Consider the following 17,322-nt stretch of genomic DNA (forward strand, 5'->3'; position numbering starts at 1 on the left):
GCCGCCTGACGCACAGTGCGCCAGGCGGCCCGGCAGCGGACGTGGCAGCTTACTCGGCGCTCCGCACCTGTGCTTCCAGCTCGGCCTTGAGACCGGGCTCCAGTTTCAACTGGCGCGCCAGCTCATCGAGATAGGCGCGCTCCATGAAGTGCTCTTCATCCACCAGCATGACACTGGCGATATACATTTCTGCTGCCATTTCATGCGTGGTCGCAGCGCGAGCCACTTCTACCGGGTCCAGCGGTTTGTTCAGCTCGGCCTGAAGCCATTGCTGAAGCGCCTGATCGCTGTTCAATTTGCTGAACTCGCCCTCGATCAGTTCTCGCTCACGCTCATCTACATGACCATCGGCTTTTGCAGCGGCGACCAATGCACGCAGGATAGCCTGGCTGTGCTGCTCGGCTTCAGCCTCGGGCAAGCGATCAATGGTTTGCGGCTCACGCTGACCGACGAGGCCCTGACTGGACTGCCAGTTGTTATAGGCCTTATAGGCCAGTACGCCCAATGCCGCCAAGCCTCCGTAAGTCAGTACCTTACCGCCCATACCGCGCGAGCGTTTGCCGCGCAGAAGGCTCATGGCACCTGCAGCCAGCGCACCGCCACCGGCGCCGGACAGCAGACCGCCAAGACCGCTCTGAGAGGTCCCTTGGCCTTTACCGCCGCCGAGCAAACTGCCCAGACCATTGATCAATGAGTCGCTGCCCGAAGACTGCTTGGCGGATTTGCCGTTAGCCTTGTCCTGCAACATGCTTTGTCCGGATTTGAGCAACTGATCGAGTAAGCCACGCGTATTCACAGAAAGCCTCCTACAAGGTTTGTCAGATGAGTGATTGACCAACAAGTTGACAGGAAGTCACTGACTCAAGATTACCGGTGTGCTTCCGAATGTTACGATTCCCGGCCAGCCCCATTCATCCAATCATTCCCGATATCAGCGAAACACGTGCAACGCGCGGCTCTGATAAGGGGTCAATAGTGGAGCAGCCGGTACGAAAAGCAGTTAAAAAGACTGCTCGTCCAGATCGATCAACCTTAAGAGGGTGTAGACAAAATCATGTAGTGAGTCGGCGCGCGAGTATTCGAGCCTCGGCCAACCAAACCCATGCCTCGCTTACCGCAAAAAGGCGATCATGATGCATGATCAGTCGCCGAGCTCTCTCATTCCAGGCATGAGTTCGCTCCACTACCCATCGCTTGGGCATGACCACAAATCCAGTCTGAACAGGCTCCACGGAAAATAGATCGCCTTGTTCAGAGTGCCATTGCCCTGTTCTTCTGTTATTCGGGCCACGGATCACTTGAACATCGATAGCGTGCAGTTGATGGGTGCGCTGTGCCCATTTTCCTGCGTACGCACTATCAACAAAAAGCGTGCTCAGTGACGGATATTTTTCCTTCGAGTACGCCACCGCATCATCCGCCGCGTCACGATCCTGCACGCTTGCAGCACTGATACTGACAGCCAGCAGCAGGCCCAATGTATCGACAATCAGACTTCGTTTACGCCCCTTGACTTTTTTGCCCGCGTCGTAGCCGCTGTCACCGCCTTGAGGAGAACTGCGGGTCGACTGTGAATCCAGGATCGCTGCTGACGGGCTGTCAGCGCGTTCTTCCCGCTCACGCCATTGAGCTCGCAAGCGATCATGCATTTGCTCGAACTTGCCTTGAGCGCTCCACCGGCGGAACGTTTTGTAGACATTGTCCCAATGAGGAAAATCGCGGGGTAGCATTCGCCATGAGCACCCCGTGCGTACGACATAGCAACAGGCTTCCAGCAACGTGCGCCGAGAGTGAAGCGGTGGCACTCCTCGTCCGCCCTGGCTTTCAAACAGGTCGGCGACCAGTGCCCACTCGGTATCTGTCAAGCAACTCGGATATAGCTGCTCCGGCAGTTGGCGGCGGTGGGTTTCATTGTAGCCATAGGCTTTATTAGGTTCAGGTGACTGAAAACTTCCCTTGGCCCGCTGCTTTACACGCGTAATCCCTGCCATTTTCAACGCTTTTGCAAAGGTGTCGGGATGCGCAGTGATACCGGTTTCGGCGAAGAATACGAGCGCCAATTCGGCCTGGCTGGAATAGGGCTGTGCATGAGCGAGTTTCACCAGCACGGGATAGTGCTCGGCGGCAATCGAGCGAGGACGTCCGGTTTTAGGCATGGCTTGAGGGCTATTCAGACAAGGGAGTGAAAGTTTAATTTATTTTGTCTACACCCTCTAGGGAAGGTCTGAAAAAGCCTTTTCTTCAAAAGTCGAAGCCAGTAAATACAGGCGCTCCAGCCCGGTTCCTCTCCAAAAAAATGGGCTTTTTCAGAGGATACCTAGATATGCGCGCACGCGCTCATCAATACCCACCGCCTCTGAGTTAATCACCGCTGTGGAAAACTTTGTTGCCAAAGGCGGTATTATTGCAGTCATACCCGATGGAGAGATGGCAGGCGCATCAAACCCTTCCTCAACTGATACAGCACCAACCCTGCCAGACGGGCCTGAACACGCTGGCAAGCTTGAACAACTCAAATACCTGGCCGCCAAGGGCGCAGGCTTCACAGCGCTGCAATATTCATTACGCATGAATAAAAAAGACCTTCGCCAACTGGCCACCGAAAACGGTGTGACGATCGCTGTCAGTCAGCCCATGCTCACCACCCGCAGGGACGCCCGTCATGACACTACGGATATCGACGACGTGGTGGCCGGCCACGCCATGCATTACTCGGCGCTGGGCTATACCGCAGCCGAGATTGCCCAGGTACTGGACCTGAGCCTTCGCCAGGTATGGAATATCGGCAAAGCCTATCGATTCGAGTTCAGGCAGCAACGCGATAGCGACACGCCCTGAGGCCAGACTCTAAAACAGGTACCGAGTGCATAAGTTTCGACTGCCACGCAGAAAGCACCAGGCCCCTTGCTTTTAACTTCGACAGCTACTGTAGGAAAAAACCAAAAGCACACCTGCGCTTTTCGCCATGAACGGTAAGAACGGATTTAATGAGTACATAGGCGGTGGTACATGATCGCCTGCACCCGGCTAAAGACTTCTTACATGACTTGCCGAAGGAAATACGCTGTCAATATCAAACGCGCACTGCAACACCGAAAACACATTGAGTGTCCGGCAGGACGGTTTCGAAACACTCATGAACAATGAGTAACTTGTCAGGGAGCCTGAATTTGAGAAATGGCTACAGGCGTTGACGCTTTACAGGCGTGACGGGGAACCCGGGTTTAAAGTGCAGCCCCGCCAGGGCTGCACTCATCGAACAACCAGCAGCATCAGAACAGCTTGCGGCCTTTATTCGCAGCAATACGCATACGCAAGGCATTGAGCTTTATGAAGCCTGCCGCATCAGCCTGATCATAGGCGCCTGCGTCATCTTCAAAGGTAGCAATATTGGCATCGAACAATGAATCGTCCGACTTGCGACCGGTGACGATCACATTGCCCTTATAAAGCTTCAGACGTACAACACCGTTCACATGGGCCTGAGACGCGTCGATCATCTGCTGCAGCATAAGACGCTCCGGGCTCCACCAGTAACCGGTGTAGATCAGGCTGGCGTACTTGGCCATCAGTTCGTCCTTGAGGTGGGCGACTTCACGGTCCAGGGTGATCGATTCAATGGCGCGGTGAGCGCGCAGCATGATGGTGCCGCCCGGTGTCTCGTAGCAGCCACGGGACTTCATGCCCACGTAGCGGTTTTCAACGATATCCAGACGTCCGATGCCGTTTTCGCCACCGATGCGGTTCAGGGTCGCCAACACAGTGGCAGGCGTCATCTCAACGCCGTCCAGCGCAACGATGTCGCCATTGCGGTAGGTCAGCTCCAGATAAGTTGCAACGTTCGGCGCGTCCTCAGGGGACTTGGTCCAGCGCCACATGTCTTCTTCGTGCTCGGTCCAGGTGTCTTCCAGCACGCCGCCCTCATAGGAGATGTGCAGCAGATTGGCATCCATCGAGTACGGGGATTTCTTCTTGCCGTGACGCTCGATCGGAATGTTGTGCTTCTCGGCGTAGTCCATCAGCTTTTCACGAGACAGCAGGTCCCATTCACGCCACGGAGCAATCACTTTGACCCCTGGCTTGAGCGCGTAGGCGCCCAATTCGAAACGCACCTGATCGTTGCCTTTGCCGGTGGCACCATGGGAAATGGCATCAGCGCCGGTTTCGTTGGCGATCTCGATCAGGCGCTTGGCGATCAGCGGGCGAGCGATGGAAGTGCCCAGCAGGTACTCGCCTTCATAGACGGTGTTGGCACGGAACATCGGGAACACGAAATCACGCACGAATTCTTCGCGCAGGTCATCGATGTAGATTTCTTTCACGCCCATGGCCTGAGCCTTGGCGCGCGCCGGCTCGACTTCTTCACCCTGACCCAGGTCAGCGGTAAAGGTCACCACTTCGCAGTTGTACGTATCTTGCAGCCACTTGAGGATTACCGAAGTATCCAGGCCACCGGAATACGCGAGAACTACCTTGTTTACGTCCGCCATGCCATCACTCCACCGGGTTGTACGGAAAACCGCTGATTCTACCGTTCAAACCAGCAAATTTACAGGGGCGCGACAGCTTGTGACGACAAGGCGACGTTTGGCAGGAGCGTTATGCAGCCCTCAGGACGTGTGCGCTGCACTGACCGCAGAGGCTACCGGTACCGGACGCTCATCGGGCGCAACACGCTCCAGATGCACGTTCACGCGGCGGTTGCGCGCACGATTGGCCTCATTGGTGTTGGGCACCAGCGGGTAGCGTTCGCCGTGAAACCGCAGGGTGATTTGCTGCTCGGGGATACCCTGAGCCTTGAAGTAGTCCATGACCGCCAGCGCACGGCGGCGGGAAAGGTCACGGTTCGTGAGTCGATTGCCACTGTTATCCGAATGGCCGTCAAGCTCGATACGGTTAACCGTCGGGTCGGCCTTCAGATAGGCCACCATGTTGTCCAGACGCGCCTTGGCACGGGCATCCAGTTCAATACCGCCACCGGGAAATCCCACTTCAGCCTGTTTGACCTGATCGAAGTTCATCGGCAGAAGTTTGGCTGTGCACGCCTGGTAATCGCTGAACGCCTTGCTGAACTTGACCGGCAACAGGCGCACTTCCATCTGGCCACCGTCACGGGTGTAGTGACGGATAAGCGGGCTGCGACCGTCCATCAGACCACTGATCAGGCGCCCGGCCTGTGCCTGGGAAGTATTGAAGGGTATGTCGCCATTGCTGACGCGCACCGAACCCAGATTGATATCACCGCGCCCTGGCTGCCACGGTGCTGCGGCGGCCAGCAGCGTTGCGGAACCGTTGCCCAGCATGTTGTATGAAGCCTTGAGGCGAAACGTCGCCTGCTCACCGGCACGGCGCACGAACTCACCGGCACCGAAGTCGGTGATCGGCTGAGTCAGGCGGCATTCGAACTGATCGCCTTCGACCTTCCACTCGATGCTCTCCAGACGTGTCTGGAAACTGATAGCCATCGCCGGGAGGCTGGCAAACATGCTGAGCAGGGCTAAATATCGCTGGCGCACGGGAGGCTCCACTGGAAATAAACGCGAAACAAAAAATGACTGACTGACAAGGGGGCTATCGGTAACTTCGTGCAAAACTTGATAGCGGATGCCTGAGAGAGTCTTTTCCGGTAGCATTCCCAGCGAGTTTGACCCGCCTGGAATCCCCAATGTCTGACCGCCTGACCCTCCTGCGTCCCGACGACTGGCACATTCACCTCCGTGACGGAGCTGTCTTGCCTCATACCGTTGCTGACGTAGCGCGAACTTTTGGCCGCGCAATCATCATGCCCAACCTCGTGCCTCCGGTGCGCAACGCGCAGCAAGCCGATGCCTATCGTCAGCGCATTCTGGCTGCACGCCCGGCCGGCAGCCGCTTCGAGCCGTTGATGGTGCTGTACCTCACCGACCAGACCACGCCTGAAGACATCCGTACCGCGAAAGCCAGTGGCTTCGTGCACGCCGCCAAGCTGTATCCGGCCGGTGCAACCACCAACTCCGATTCCGGTGTCACCAGCATCGACAAGATCTTCCCTGCCCTCGAAGCCATGGCTGAAGTCGGCATGCTCCTGCTGGTACACGGGGAAGTGACGCGCGGCGAGATCGACGTATTCGATCGCGAAAAGGTTTTCATTGATGAGCACCTGCGTCGTGTAGTCGAACGCTTCCCGACGCTAAAAGTGGTGTTTGAACACATCACCACCGGTGAAGCGGTGCAGTTCGTCAATGAAGCATCGGCCAATGTCGCAGCCACCATCACCGCGCATCACCTGCTGTACAACCGTAATCACATGCTGGTTGGCGGCATTCGCCCGCACTTCTATTGCCTGCCCATTCTCAAGCGCAATACGCATCAGGCCTCCCTGCTCGACGCCGCCACCAGTGGCAGCGGCAAGTTCTTCCTGGGTACCGACTCGGCACCGCACGCCCAACACGCCAAAGAAAACGCTTGCGGTTGCGCCGGTTGCTACACCGCCTACGCGGCCATCGAATTGTATGCAGAAGCTTTCGAGCAGCGTAACGCTCTGGACAAACTGGAAGGCTTCGCCAGCCTTCACGGTCCGGCGTTCTACGGCCTGCCCGCCAATCAGGACACCATCACGCTGGTGCGTGACGAGTGGACCGCCCCTGCCAGCCTGCCGTTTGGCGAGTTGACCGTTATCCCGCTGCGCGCTGGTGAAAAACTGCGCTGGCGTCTGGAGGAACACGCGTGAGTGAAGATCATTTTGACGACGAACACGAAGGCCACGGCGGTGGCGGCGGTTCTCGTCACCCGATGGCAGCACGCTTTCGCGGCTACCTGCCCGTGGTCGTCGACGTAGAAACCGGCGGTTTCAACTCAGCCACCGACGCACTGCTGGAAATTGCTGCCGTGACCATCGGCATGGATGAAAGAGGCTTCGTGTTCCCGGAACACACCTATTTCTTCCGCGTAGAGCCGTTCGAAGGTGCCAACATCGAAGCCGCTGCGCTGGAGTTTACCGGTATCAAGCTGGATCACCCGTTGCGCATGGCGGTCAGCGAAGAAACCGCAATGAACGACATCTTCCGCGGCGTGCGCAAGGCTCTCAAGGCCAATGGCTGCAAACGCGCCGTGCTGGTCGGCCACAACGCCAGCTTCGACCTCGGCTTCGTCAATGCCGCTGTCGCGCGAATGGACATGAAGCGCAACCCGTTTCACCCGTTCTCAAGCTTCGACACCGCTACCCTCGCAGGCCTGGCCTACGGTCAGACCGTGCTGGCCAAGGCCTGCCAGGCTGCCGGAATCGACTTCGACGGCCGCGAGGCCCACTCGGCTCGCTACGACACCGAGAAGACTGCAGAGCTGTTCTGCGGCATCGTCAACCGCTGGAAGGAAATGGGCGGCTGGGAAGACTTCGACGACTAAGGTCGGCACGCCATTGAACGGACCGGCTTCGCGCCGGTTTTTTCGTGCCTGTCTGGAACGGGATATCTGGATACGCTGACTCTGAAAACAACCACTCATCGTTCTACCTGAATCGAACCCAAAACAGTTTTGACAAGCATTCTCATTAACATTAAGCTCCTCGGCACCAAGCAATAAACCAGCGACGGTCAATAGCTTATGTATGTTTGTCTTTGCCAAGGTGTCACAGACGGTCAAATCCGGGATGCAATTCTGGAAGGCTGCTGCAGTTATCGTGAAGTCCGTGAAACGCTGGGTGTTGCGAGTAAATGCGGAAAATGCGCCTGCCTTGCGAAGGAAGTGGTGCGTGACACGCTGACAGAACTGCAAACCACTCAGGCATCGCTGGCCTATCCAGCAGAATTTTCAGCTGCCTGAATACCCCTCTTTTAAAGAACCGGGCACCCTGCCCGGTTTTTTTATGCCTGTAATTCAAGCGCTTAGCGTCAAGATGCGGAACTCAAACATTCTTATTCCTATTTAAATTCACTTATTATTCAACAGCTTAGGTTTGACAGGCGTTTAAGCGCGGCTCACACTCGGCGCTTATATACACAAGCCACCGGCAGGACCTCGAACATGAAAGGCGACATTACAGTCATCCAGCATCTCAACAAGATCCTCGGAAACGAGCTGGTCGCCATCAATCAGTATTTCCTGCATGCGCGCATGTATGAAGACTGGGGTCTGAAAAAGCTCGGCGGCCATGAGTACAAAGAATCCATCCATGCGATGAAGTATGCCGACAAGCTGATCAAGCGCACGCTGTTCCTTGAAGGGCTGCCAAACCTGCAGGATCTGGGCAAGATCCTGATTGGCGAGCACACCAAGGAAATGCTGGAGTGCGACCTGAAGATCGAGCAGAAAGGCCTGGCTGATCTGAAAGCGGCCATCGCTCACTTCGAAACGGTAGGTGACTTCGGCAGCCGTGAACTGCTGGAAGACATCCTCGAGCCCAAGGAAGAGCAAATCGACTGGCTCGAGACCCAGCTGGGTCTGATCGTCAAGGTCGGTATCGAGAACTACCTGCAGTCGCAGATGGGCGACTGATTTACCGGTTGCGTTGCAATGAAAAAGCCCGCCTCAATCGAGAGCGGGCTTTTTCTTGTGCGTAAAACCAATGCTTGAGCGCAGGGCACGATAATCTCGACGATCGTGCCCACGCTGCAGCGCAAGGCTTTACTCGGCTTTGGCGGCCGATGCTTCCTTGACCAGAGTTTGCAGCGAACCATCAGCCATCATTTCGGTGATGATGTCGCTACCGCCGACCAGTTCGCCAGCCACCCACAATTGCGGGAAAGTCGGCCAGTTGGCGTACTTTGGCAGGTTGGCGCGAATTTCAGGGTTTTGCAGAATGTCGACGTAGGCAAATTTTTCGCCACACGCCATCAATGCCTGGGAAGCCTTGGCCGAAAAGCCGCATTGAGGGGCATTCGGAGCGCCTTTCATGTAAAGCAGAATGGTGTTGTTGGCAATCTGCTCTTTGATCGTTTCGATGATATCCATGGAGCACCTCGGCTGAAATATCCGACTCAGTTGTCGGCACGGTGGCGCATTGTAACGAAATCCCGAGCATGACGCTCTGTCTTGAGTCTTAACAGGCAGCCACCTGTACCGGCACACCGTTCAACGCCGCATTGCCGGAGAGTACGTCGAGTTGCCGTTCGTCGGTCAGGTCATTGGCGCTCACCCCTGGCTGACTCCGGGCAATATCCATTTTCACCCCCGCACGCGAATGCCCCCAGCCATGCGGCAGGCTGACCACTCCGGGCATCATGTCCAGACTGCCCAACACCTGCACCTCGATCGTCCCGACCCGGGAGCTGACCCGAACCTGCTGGCCATCGCTCAAACCACGACAGGCAAGATCGTCAGGGTGCATCAGCAATTGATGCCGGGGCTTGCCTTTTACCAGCCTGTGATAGTTGTGCATCCACGAATTATTGCTGCGCACGTGCCGACGACCAATCAGCAACAATGCTCCGGAATCGGGAGCGGTATCGGCAGCGAAGCGCGTCAGGTCGGCCATGATGACCTCTGGGGCCGCCTGAATCCGCCCATTGGCGGTTTTCAGGCGTTCGGTGAGGTTAGGCTTCAACGCGCCCAGATCAAGCCCATGCGGGTGACTGGCCAGCGTTTCCAGTGACAGTTTGTGCGGCGATGCATCGCCATAGAAGCCTGCGCGCAACCCGCGATCGATCATCTGCGCGGGTGGCAGGGTCGGTTTGAGTTCACGCTGCGCCTGAGCTGCAAATGATCTGGCCAGACCGACAAAGATCTCCCAGTCATGCAGCGCACCTTCGGGCTTGTCGAAAATGGCCTGATTGAAGCGAGTGACGTTGCGCACTGCCAAGGTATTGAAGGTGGTGTCGTAGTGATCGTTTTCCAACGCTGAGGTGGACGGCAGGATCAAGTCGGCGTGGCGGGTGGTTTCGTTGATGTACAGATCAATGCTGAGCATGAACTCCAGACCTTCGAGCGCCTGTTCCAACTGACGGCCATTGGGGGTGGACAGAACCGGGTTACCCGCGATAGTCACCAGCGCGCGAACCTGCCCTTCCCCGTCCACGAGCATTTCCTCGGCGAGCGCTGAAACCGGCAACTCGCCGCCGTACTCAGGCAGGCCGGACACCCGGCTTTGCCATAGATTGAAATGGCCGCCCGAAGTCGAACTGACGAGGTCAACTGCGGGCTCCGTACACAGCGTTCCGCCCACGCGATCCAGGTTGCCGGTCACCAGATTGATCAGTTGCGCCAACCAGTGACACAGCGTGCCGAAGGCCTGGGTCGACACCCCCATTCGGCCATAACAGACCGCCTTGTCGGCTGCAGCAAAATCCCGCGCCAGTTGCCGGATCTGCTCGGCAGCAATGCCGCAGCGTGGGCTCATGGCCTGCGCAGTGAAACCTGCAATGGCGTGTCGCACCTGATCCAGGCCATCGATAGGCAAGTGACTCTCGCGAGTCAGGCCTTCTTCAAACAGAGTATTGAGCAGCCCGAACAGCAGCGCTGCATCACCGCCCGGACGCACGAACAGGTGCTGGTCGGCGATGGCCGCCGTCTCACTGCGGCGCGGGTCGATGACCACCAGTTTGCCGCCGCGCTGCTGGATGGCTTTCAGACGCTTCTCAACATCCGGCACGGTCATGATGCTGCCGTTGGACGCCAATGGGTTGCCACCCAGGATCAGCATGAAGTCGGTGTGATCGATATCCGGAATCGGCAACAGCATGCCGTGGCCATACATCAGGAAACTGGTGAGGTGGTGCGGCAACTGATCGACCGACGTCGCCGAAAAACGATTGCGGGTCTTGAGCAGACCGAGAAAGTAATTGCTGTGGGTCATCAGCCCATAGTTGTGCACGCTGGGGTTACCCTGATAAACCGCTACCGTGTTCTGCCCATGGCGCTGTTGAATGGCGTAAAGCCGCTCTGCCACCATATCGAACGCGGCCTGCCAGGCAATCGGCCGCCATTCATCACCACTGCGCAGCATCGGCTGACGCAAGCGGTCGGGGTCGTTCTGGATGTCTTGCAGGGCAACAGCCTTGGGGCAGATGTGGCCACGGCTGAAAGTGTCCAGCGGGTCACCCTTGATCGAGGTGATGCGCGGGGCAGAATCCGGCTCGGTAACGGTCTCGATGGCAAGACCGCAAATGGCCTCGCACAGGTGGCAGGCGCGGTAGTGTTCAGTCCGGGTCATCACAGCCTCAGATCTTGTCGTGGCAATCCGGTTGATTGCCTGACAAGCACTATGGCCGCTGCCAATACCCCGCGCCACTGACGTTTGTCATGTGAATCGGGGAGCATCAGGCGCGCCGATGAGTAGACCGTATCAGCCGCCGATAGGCGTGACGACCTTGCGCTGTAGCTGGATTTCAGTGACGGTTTCGACCTGCTCCTGAGCCAGGTGAACACCGGTCAGGTCACCGATCAGGCGCCAGTGCTCGTCGAGCCCTGAGCTGATGGTCGCCATGCGATCAATCATGCGCCGCCCCGCATTACGCGTGACTTCGTCCTCGCTGCGCAGCAACTCAAAGGACATCGAGGTCATTGAGGCGGTCAAATGGGTAAGCGTGCGGGCGGTCAGCCCGAGTAACTCCGTTAGTTGACGCTCTTTTGAGTCCATTCCCCACCCCTCGATCAGTAATGTATCGGCAACGATTTATAACCTACGCCCGGCATTAAAGAAACGGTCCTTGTTTCCAGCCCGTGAAGCGGGTCGCATTCAGCGCACCCGCGCAAACCCGGACTGTTGCAGGATTGGTACTAATTGCCAAGCGCTATTTGAGCAGTGTACAAATGCTGCCTTCGGAAAAAGCAGAGATGGCTATTGGCCTCATCAGCTTAGCCAGTTTTTAACTCGTCAACAAAGAATAACAGTGCCCCCTGAAAGGGAGCGCCAGTGACATCGGTGTTTCAGAAAACAGCATGCTATTGGTAAGACGCGACATTTTTTTATACTATCGCGCCTTTCTTATTCGTCGCCTCGTGCGGCTTCCGCCGCAGGTCTCGCCCGTTTTCCCGATAAAAACCGGCTTTGATAACCTGCGGTCTGTTGCAAAAAAGGTAGTTAATCATGAACGCCAGGCACTTTCTCTCGATGATGGATTACACCCCAGATGAACTCTTGGGCTTGATCCGTCGTGGAGTAGAGCTCAAAGACCTGCGAATTCGCGGTGAGCTTTTTGAGCCGCTGAAGAACCGGGTATTGGGGATGATTTTCGAGAAATCCTCGACACGTACCCGTCTTTCTTTTGAAGCAGGGATGATTCAGTTGGGTGGCCAGGCCATCTTTTTGTCCCATCGCGACACCCAATTGGGCCGTGGCGAGCCAATTGCCGACAGCGCAAAAGTGATGTCACGCATGCTCGATGCGGTAATGATCCGTACCTACGCGCACAGTAATCTGACCGAATTCGCCGCCAATTCCCGCGTTCCGGTTATCAATGGTCTGTCGGATGACCTGCACCCATGCCAGTTGCTGGCCGACATGCAAACCTTTCTGGAGCATCGCGGCTCGATCAAAGGCAAGACCGTCGCCTGGATCGGCGATGGCAACAACATGTGCAATAGCTATATAGAAGCGGCCATTCAGTTCGACTTCCAATTGCGCGTGGCCTGCCCTGCCGGTTACGAGCCGAACCCCGAGTTCCTGGCGCTGGCCGGTGAGCGAGTGACCATTGTTCGCGACCCGAAAGCAGCAGTCGCCGGTGCACACCTGGTCAGCACCGACGTGTGGACCTCCATGGGTCAGGAAGAGGAAACCGCTCGGCGCATGGCGTTGTTCGCACCGTTTCAGGTAACGCGCGCCTCGCTCGACCTGGCCGAGAAGGACGTACTGTTCATGCACTGTCTGCCTGCCCACCGTGGCGAAGAAATCAGTGTAGATCTGCTGGATGATTCGCGTTCGGTCGCATGGGATCAGGCAGAGAATCGCCTGCACGCGCAGAAAGCGTTGCTGGAGTTTCTCGTCGCGCCGTCCCACCAGCGCGCATGAGTCAGTTGCTGCTGAACCTGCGCAATCTGGCGTGCGGCTATCAGAATCAGCGCGTGGTGCAGGAGTTGAACCTGCACCTTAACGCGGGCGATATCGGCTGCCTGCTGGGTTCATCGGGCTGCGGCAAGACCACCACACTGCGTGCGATTGCCGGTTTCGAGCCGATACATGCAGGGGAGATAACCCTGGCAGGCGAAGTCATTTCCCGCCCGGGCTGGACTCTGGCACCGGAGAAGCGTCGCATCGGCATGGTGTTTCAGGATTACGCGCTGTTCCCGCACCTGAGCGTCGCCGAGAACATCGCATTCGGCATTCGCAACCACCCGCGGCTGGATCAGGTAGTCGCCGAGTTGCTTGAACTGGTCAACCTCGGCGCCCTGGGCAAACGCTACCCTCACGAGTTGTCCGGTGGGCAGCAGCAACGAGTGGCCCTGGCCAGGGCGCTCGCACCAGAGCCACAACTGTTGTTGCTCGATGAACCCTTCTCCAACCTGGATGGCGAATTGCGTAGACGTCTGAGCCATGAGGTGCGCGATATTCTCAAGGCGCGTGGCACCAGTGCCATTCTGGTGACCCATGATCAGGAAGAGGCTTTCGCGGTCAGCGATCATGTCGGCGTATTCAAGGAGGGTCGCCTGGAGCAGTGGGATACGCCTTACAACCTGTATCACGAACCTCGCACACCCTTTGTTGCCAGCTTCATTGGCCAAGGGTATTTCATTCGCGGGCAGATGATAGACCCCGAATCGGTGCGCACCGAACTGGGTGTTCTGCGTGGCAACCGGGCATATCCGGGCGTCAGCGGCAGCGCCGTGGATGTCTTGCTGCGACCTGACGATATCGTCTACGCGCCGCAAAGCGACCTGAAAGCGCGGGTAATCGGTCGAACATTTCAGGGCGCATCGACGCTGTATCGCCTGCAGCTGTCTACCGGCAGCCAACTTGAAGCCATTTTCCCCAGTCATGCCGATCACAGCCAGGGCGAGGAAGTCGGTATTCGGGTGGCAGCTGACCATCTGGTGCTGTTTGCAGCGCCAGGCAGCGTCGCGGCGCATACGGTAAATCACTGAGCCGCAGCTTATTCCCTGCCAATCGGTGCGAACCGAGCCTGCGTATGCTCGGCCAGCACGGCTGCCGAAAGCTCAACCTCCAGCCCCCTCCTCCCGGCGCTGACGTAAATACTCTCAAAACCCTGCGCTGTGTCGTCAATGAACGTACGCAGGCGCTTCTTCTGGCCCAGTGGGCTGATGCCACCCAACAGGTAGCCCGTTGAGCGCTGCGCCGCCGCGGGGTCAGCCATTTCGGTTTTTTTCGCCCCGGCGGCCTGTGCCAGAGCCTTCAGATCAAGCGTTCCGACGACCGGCACTACGGCGACCAGTAACTCGCCTTTTTCGGTACTGGCCAACAATGTCCTGAAAACCCGCGCGGGCTCCAGCCCCAGCTTTTCCGCTGCTTCCAGCCCATATGACGCTGCTTTGGGATCGTGTTCGTAACTGTGGATACGATGTTCGGCGCGAAGTTTTTTCAGTAAATCCAGTGCAGGGGTCATGCAACGCTCCCTAGGCTTCCGACTGCCTGCCACTTTAAGCCAAGTAAAGTGAACATGCCTTGATTCACGCCACCTGCAACACTGATGGCTTTTTGGTAACAGCCATAAAATCCCTGTATAAAGCGGCTGTGCGGGCTCGTATCCACTCCATGACCGTTCGGTTCCGACCTTTGACAGCGTTGTTTCTTGTCTATATTTTTTCGTTTACGAATATTATCGAAAGCGGTTTTTCGGTATAACTCGCACCAGCGATCAGAAATGGGGTTTTTCTGATACGCACGAATAACGAGCACCCATGCCTGTCTCAGGGTGCCGAGACAAAAACAAAAATGAGGTATCCATGACCATCGCACTAAAACAACCGACACTCACCGGGCAATGTGTAGCTGAATTTCTTGGCACAGCCCTGATGATTTTTTTCGGCACAGGATGCGTTGCAGCGCTCAAGGTCGCGGGAGCCACTTTCGGCTTGTGGGAAATCTGCATCATCTGGGGCATGGCCGTCAGCATGGGGATTTACCTCAGCGCCGGCATTTCAGGTGCCCACCTCAACCCGGCCGTCAGCATCGCGCTGAGTCTGTTTGCCGGTTTCGAAAAACGCAAATTGCCTTTTTATATCTCGGCGCAAATCGCAGGCGCGTTCTGCGGAGCTGGCTTGGTGTACCTGTTGTACATCAGTCTTTTTTTCGACTTCGAACATGCTCACCACATCATTCGCGGCAGCGAACAGAGCCTTGAACTGGCGTCGGTGTTCTCGACCTATCCAAACCCTGCCATTTCCGTGGGTCAGGCGTTTCTGGTCGAAGTGGTCATCACCACCATTCTGATGGGCGTCATCATGGCTCTGGGCGATGACAGCAACGGTTTGCCGCGCGGCCCGCTGGCACCCTTGCTTATAGGCCTGCTGGTGGCGGTGATCGGCAGCTCGATGGGCCCGCTGACCGGTTTTGCCATGAACCCGGCGCGCGACTTCGGTCCAAAGCTGATGACGTTCTTCGCTGGCTGGGGTGAAATAGCCTTCACCGGTGGTCGTGACATTCCTTATGTCCTGGTTCCGATTTTTGCGCCCATCCTGGGTGCCTGCCTTGGTGCTGCAGGCTATCGCGCGCTGATTGCGCGTCATCTGCCGAGTGCCGATCCTGTTGAAAACGAAAAAAATGCTCCAGCGGTTCGCGGCAAAGTTCAGGCTTCATATTGAATTTCACTCAATTTGAATCTCACCCAACTGAATCCCACCCAACAATGCAAGGCAATCGACATGACTGACACACAGAACAAGAACTACATCATTGCTCTTGACCAGGGCACCACCAGCTCGCGCGCCATTATTTTCGACCGCGATGCCAACGTGGTGAGCACTGCCCAAAGCGAATTCGTACAGCACTATCCGCAGGCAGGCTGGGTCGAGCATGACCCGATGGAAATCTTTGCCACCCAGACGGCCTGCATGACCAAGGCGCTGGCGCAGGCCGATCTGCACCACAACCAGATCGCCGCCATCGGTATCACCAACCAGCGTGAAACCACGGTCATCTGGGAGCGCGACACCGGCCGCCCGATCTACAACGCAATCGTCTGGCAGTGCCGCCGCAGCACCGAGATCTGCCAGCAGCTCAAGCGCGACGGTCTTGAGGAGTACATCAAGGACACCACAGGTCTGGTGATTGACCCGTACTTCTCCGGCTCCAAGGTCAAGTGGATTCTGGACAACGTCGAAGGCAGCCGCGAGCGCGCCCGCAAAGGCGAGCTGATGTTCGGCACCATCGATACCTGGCTGATCTGGAAATTCACCGGCGGCAAGGTTCACGTCACCGACTACACCAACGCCTCGCGGACCATGCTGTTCAATATCCATACGCTGGAATGGGATCAGCGCATGCTCGACGTGCTGGACATCCCGCGCGAGATACTGCCAGAGGTCAAAGCCTCCTCCGAGGTCTACGGCCACAGCAAGAGCGGCATCCCGATTGCCGGTATCGCAGGCGACCAACAGGCGGCGTTGTTCGGCCAGATGTGTGTCGAACCCGGCCAGGCCAAGAACACCTACGGCACCGGCTGCTTCCTGCTGATGAACACCGGCAAGAAAGCGGTGAAATCGGCGCATGGCATGCTGACTACCATTGGCTGCGGGCCTCGCGGTGAAGTGGCTTATGCACTGGAAGGTGCCGTGTTCAACGGTGGCTCGACCGTGCAGTGGCTGCGCGACGAACTCAAACTCATCAACGACGCGCTGGACACCGAATACTTTGCCAGCAAGGTCAAGGACAGCAACGGCGTGTATCTGGTGCCCGCGTTCACCGGTCTGGGTGCGCCCTACTGGGACCCGTATGCACGAGGCGCACTGTTCGGCCTGACCCGTGGCGTGAAGGTTGATCACATCATCCGTGCTGCGCTGGAATCCATCGCTTACCAGACCCGCGACGTACTTGATGCCATGCAGCAGGACTCCGGCGAACGCCTCAAGTCACTGCGCGTGGACGGCGGTGCCGTGGCCAACAACTTCCTGATGCAGTTCCAGGCGGACATTCTCGGCACCCACGTCGAACGCCCGCAAATGCGTGAAACAACAGCCTTGGGCGCCGCGTTCCTGGCCGGTCTGGCGATCGGGTTCTGGAGCAGCCTGGACGAGTTGCGCAACAAGGCGGTGATCGAGCGCGTGTTCGAACCTTCCTGCGAAGAGGCCCACCGCGAGAAACTCTACGCGGGCTGGCAAAAAGCTGTCGCGCGCACCCGTGACTGGGAACCGCACGAAAACGAAGAGTGATACCCGCTGTTGTGCGGAGGGGACAGGATTCCGGCTGACAGGTCACACTTGCCTGCGGCATGATGGGCGCCATTTGCAGAGGGCGCT

The 17,322-nt window shown here is 57.4% G+C and carries 17 protein-coding genes; 9 read left to right on the plus strand and 8 right to left on the minus strand.

Annotated elements, in window-relative coordinates; genetic code table 11:
• Positions 1 to 49 precede the first annotated feature (49 nt).
• Positions 50 to 796 carry a tellurite resistance TerB family protein gene (locus FFH21_RS20705; RefSeq protein ID WP_011169322.1) on the minus strand — a complete coding sequence of 249 codons (747 nt, stop codon included), beginning with the start codon at positions 794 to 796 and terminating at the stop codon, positions 50 to 52.
• A gap of 256 nt (positions 797 to 1,052) precedes the next feature.
• Positions 1,053 to 2,156, minus strand: coding sequence for an IS5-like element ISPsy19 family transposase (locus tag FFH21_RS20710; RefSeq protein WP_004663854.1), 1,104 nt, complete (start codon positions 2,154 to 2,156; stop codon positions 1,053 to 1,055).
• Between the two features lie 217 nt (positions 2,157 to 2,373).
• On the opposite strand from FFH21_RS20710, the gene FFH21_RS20715 reads away from it, so the two are divergent.
• On the plus strand, positions 2,374 to 2,838 hold the full coding sequence (locus FFH21_RS20715; protein WP_011169323.1) for a hypothetical protein: 465 nt from the start codon (positions 2,374 to 2,376) through the stop codon (positions 2,836 to 2,838).
• Between the two features lie 434 nt (positions 2,839 to 3,272).
• Here FFH21_RS20715 and FFH21_RS20720 read toward each other — a convergent pair whose 3' ends face one another.
• Together FFH21_RS20720 and FFH21_RS20725 are read right to left on the minus strand one after the other, a co-directional pair.
• On the minus strand, positions 3,273 to 4,490 hold the full coding sequence (locus tag FFH21_RS20720) for an argininosuccinate synthase (RefSeq protein ID WP_003412906.1): 1,218 nt from the start codon (positions 4,488 to 4,490) through the stop codon (positions 3,273 to 3,275).
• Positions 4,491 to 4,610: 120 nt separating this feature from the next.
• A complete protein-coding gene (locus tag FFH21_RS20725) occupies positions 4,611 to 5,516 on the minus strand; it encodes an OmpA family protein (RefSeq protein ID WP_004658181.1) in 906 nt (301 codons plus the stop codon).
• A gap of 149 nt (positions 5,517 to 5,665) precedes the next feature.
• Between FFH21_RS20725 and pyrC the strand changes: the two genes are divergently transcribed.
• From pyrC to bfr, 4 genes are all read left to right on the plus strand, one after another.
• A complete protein-coding gene (pyrC, locus tag FFH21_RS20730; RefSeq protein WP_002554848.1) occupies positions 5,666 to 6,709 on the plus strand; it encodes a dihydroorotase in 1,044 nt (347 codons plus the stop codon).
• Positions 6,706 to 7,383, plus strand: a complete 678-nt coding sequence (gene rnt, locus FFH21_RS20735; RefSeq protein WP_002554849.1) for a ribonuclease T — start codon at positions 6,706 to 6,708, stop codon at positions 7,381 to 7,383. Before pyrC ends, rnt begins: the two co-directional genes overlap by 4 nt.
• Positions 7,384 to 7,581: 198 nt before the next feature.
• Positions 7,582 to 7,800, plus strand: coding sequence for a bacterioferritin-associated ferredoxin (locus FFH21_RS20740; RefSeq protein WP_002554850.1), 219 nt, complete (start codon positions 7,582 to 7,584; stop codon positions 7,798 to 7,800).
• A 201-nt stretch (positions 7,801 to 8,001) separates the two neighbouring features.
• A complete protein-coding gene (gene bfr, locus FFH21_RS20745) occupies positions 8,002 to 8,472 on the plus strand; it encodes a bacterioferritin (protein WP_002554851.1) in 471 nt (156 codons plus the stop codon).
• 129 nt (positions 8,473 to 8,601) lie between these two features.
• Here bfr and grxD read toward each other — a convergent pair whose 3' ends face one another.
• The 3 genes from grxD to FFH21_RS20760 form a co-directional block, all read right to left on the minus strand.
• Positions 8,602 to 8,928, minus strand: coding sequence for a Grx4 family monothiol glutaredoxin (gene grxD / locus FFH21_RS20750; protein ID WP_002554852.1), 327 nt, complete (start codon positions 8,926 to 8,928; stop codon positions 8,602 to 8,604).
• Positions 8,929 to 9,016: 88 nt separating this feature from the next.
• The gene (locus FFH21_RS20755) at positions 9,017 to 11,125 is read right to left on the minus strand and encodes a molybdopterin oxidoreductase family protein (protein ID WP_019741520.1); all 2,109 of its coding nucleotides are present in this window, start codon (positions 11,123 to 11,125) and stop codon (positions 9,017 to 9,019) included.
• A 132-nt stretch (positions 11,126 to 11,257) separates the two neighbouring features.
• Entirely contained in the window at positions 11,258 to 11,551 is a 294-nt protein-coding gene (locus FFH21_RS20760) for a hypothetical protein (protein ID WP_002554854.1), read from the minus strand.
• A gap of 450 nt (positions 11,552 to 12,001) precedes the next feature.
• On the opposite strand from FFH21_RS20760, the gene argF reads away from it, so the two are divergent.
• Both argF and FFH21_RS20770 read left to right on the plus strand, forming a co-directional pair.
• Positions 12,002 to 12,922, plus strand: coding sequence for an ornithine carbamoyltransferase (argF, locus tag FFH21_RS20765; RefSeq protein ID WP_011169325.1), 921 nt, complete (start codon positions 12,002 to 12,004; stop codon positions 12,920 to 12,922).
• On the plus strand, positions 12,919 to 13,992 hold the full coding sequence (locus FFH21_RS20770; protein ID WP_004658185.1) for an ABC transporter ATP-binding protein: 1,074 nt from the start codon (positions 12,919 to 12,921) through the stop codon (positions 13,990 to 13,992). The genes argF and FFH21_RS20770 overlap by 4 nt, the downstream gene beginning before the upstream one ends.
• 8 nt (positions 13,993 to 14,000) lie before the next feature.
• On the opposite strand, the gene ybaK is transcribed toward FFH21_RS20770, so the two are convergent.
• Positions 14,001 to 14,471 carry a Cys-tRNA(Pro) deacylase gene (ybaK, locus tag FFH21_RS20775; protein ID WP_011169327.1) on the minus strand — a complete coding sequence of 157 codons (471 nt, stop codon included), beginning with the start codon at positions 14,469 to 14,471 and terminating at the stop codon, positions 14,001 to 14,003.
• Positions 14,472 to 14,811: 340 nt separating this feature from the next.
• On the opposite strand from ybaK, the gene FFH21_RS20780 reads away from it, so the two are divergent.
• Positions 14,812 to 15,669 (plus strand): MIP/aquaporin family protein, encoded by an 858-nt coding sequence (locus FFH21_RS20780; protein WP_041924619.1) that lies wholly within the window; start codon positions 14,812 to 14,814, stop codon positions 15,667 to 15,669.
• A gap of 60 nt (positions 15,670 to 15,729) precedes the next feature.
• On the plus strand, positions 15,730 to 17,235 hold the full coding sequence (gene glpK / locus FFH21_RS20785; protein WP_004658188.1) for a glycerol kinase GlpK: 1,506 nt from the start codon (positions 15,730 to 15,732) through the stop codon (positions 17,233 to 17,235).
• The last annotated feature ends 87 nt before the right edge of the window (positions 17,236 to 17,322 follow it).

This window comes from Pseudomonas sp. KBS0707, assembly GCF_005937945.2.
In the GTDB taxonomy this organism is placed as follows: domain Bacteria; phylum Pseudomonadota; class Gammaproteobacteria; order Pseudomonadales; family Pseudomonadaceae; genus Aquipseudomonas; species Aquipseudomonas amygdali.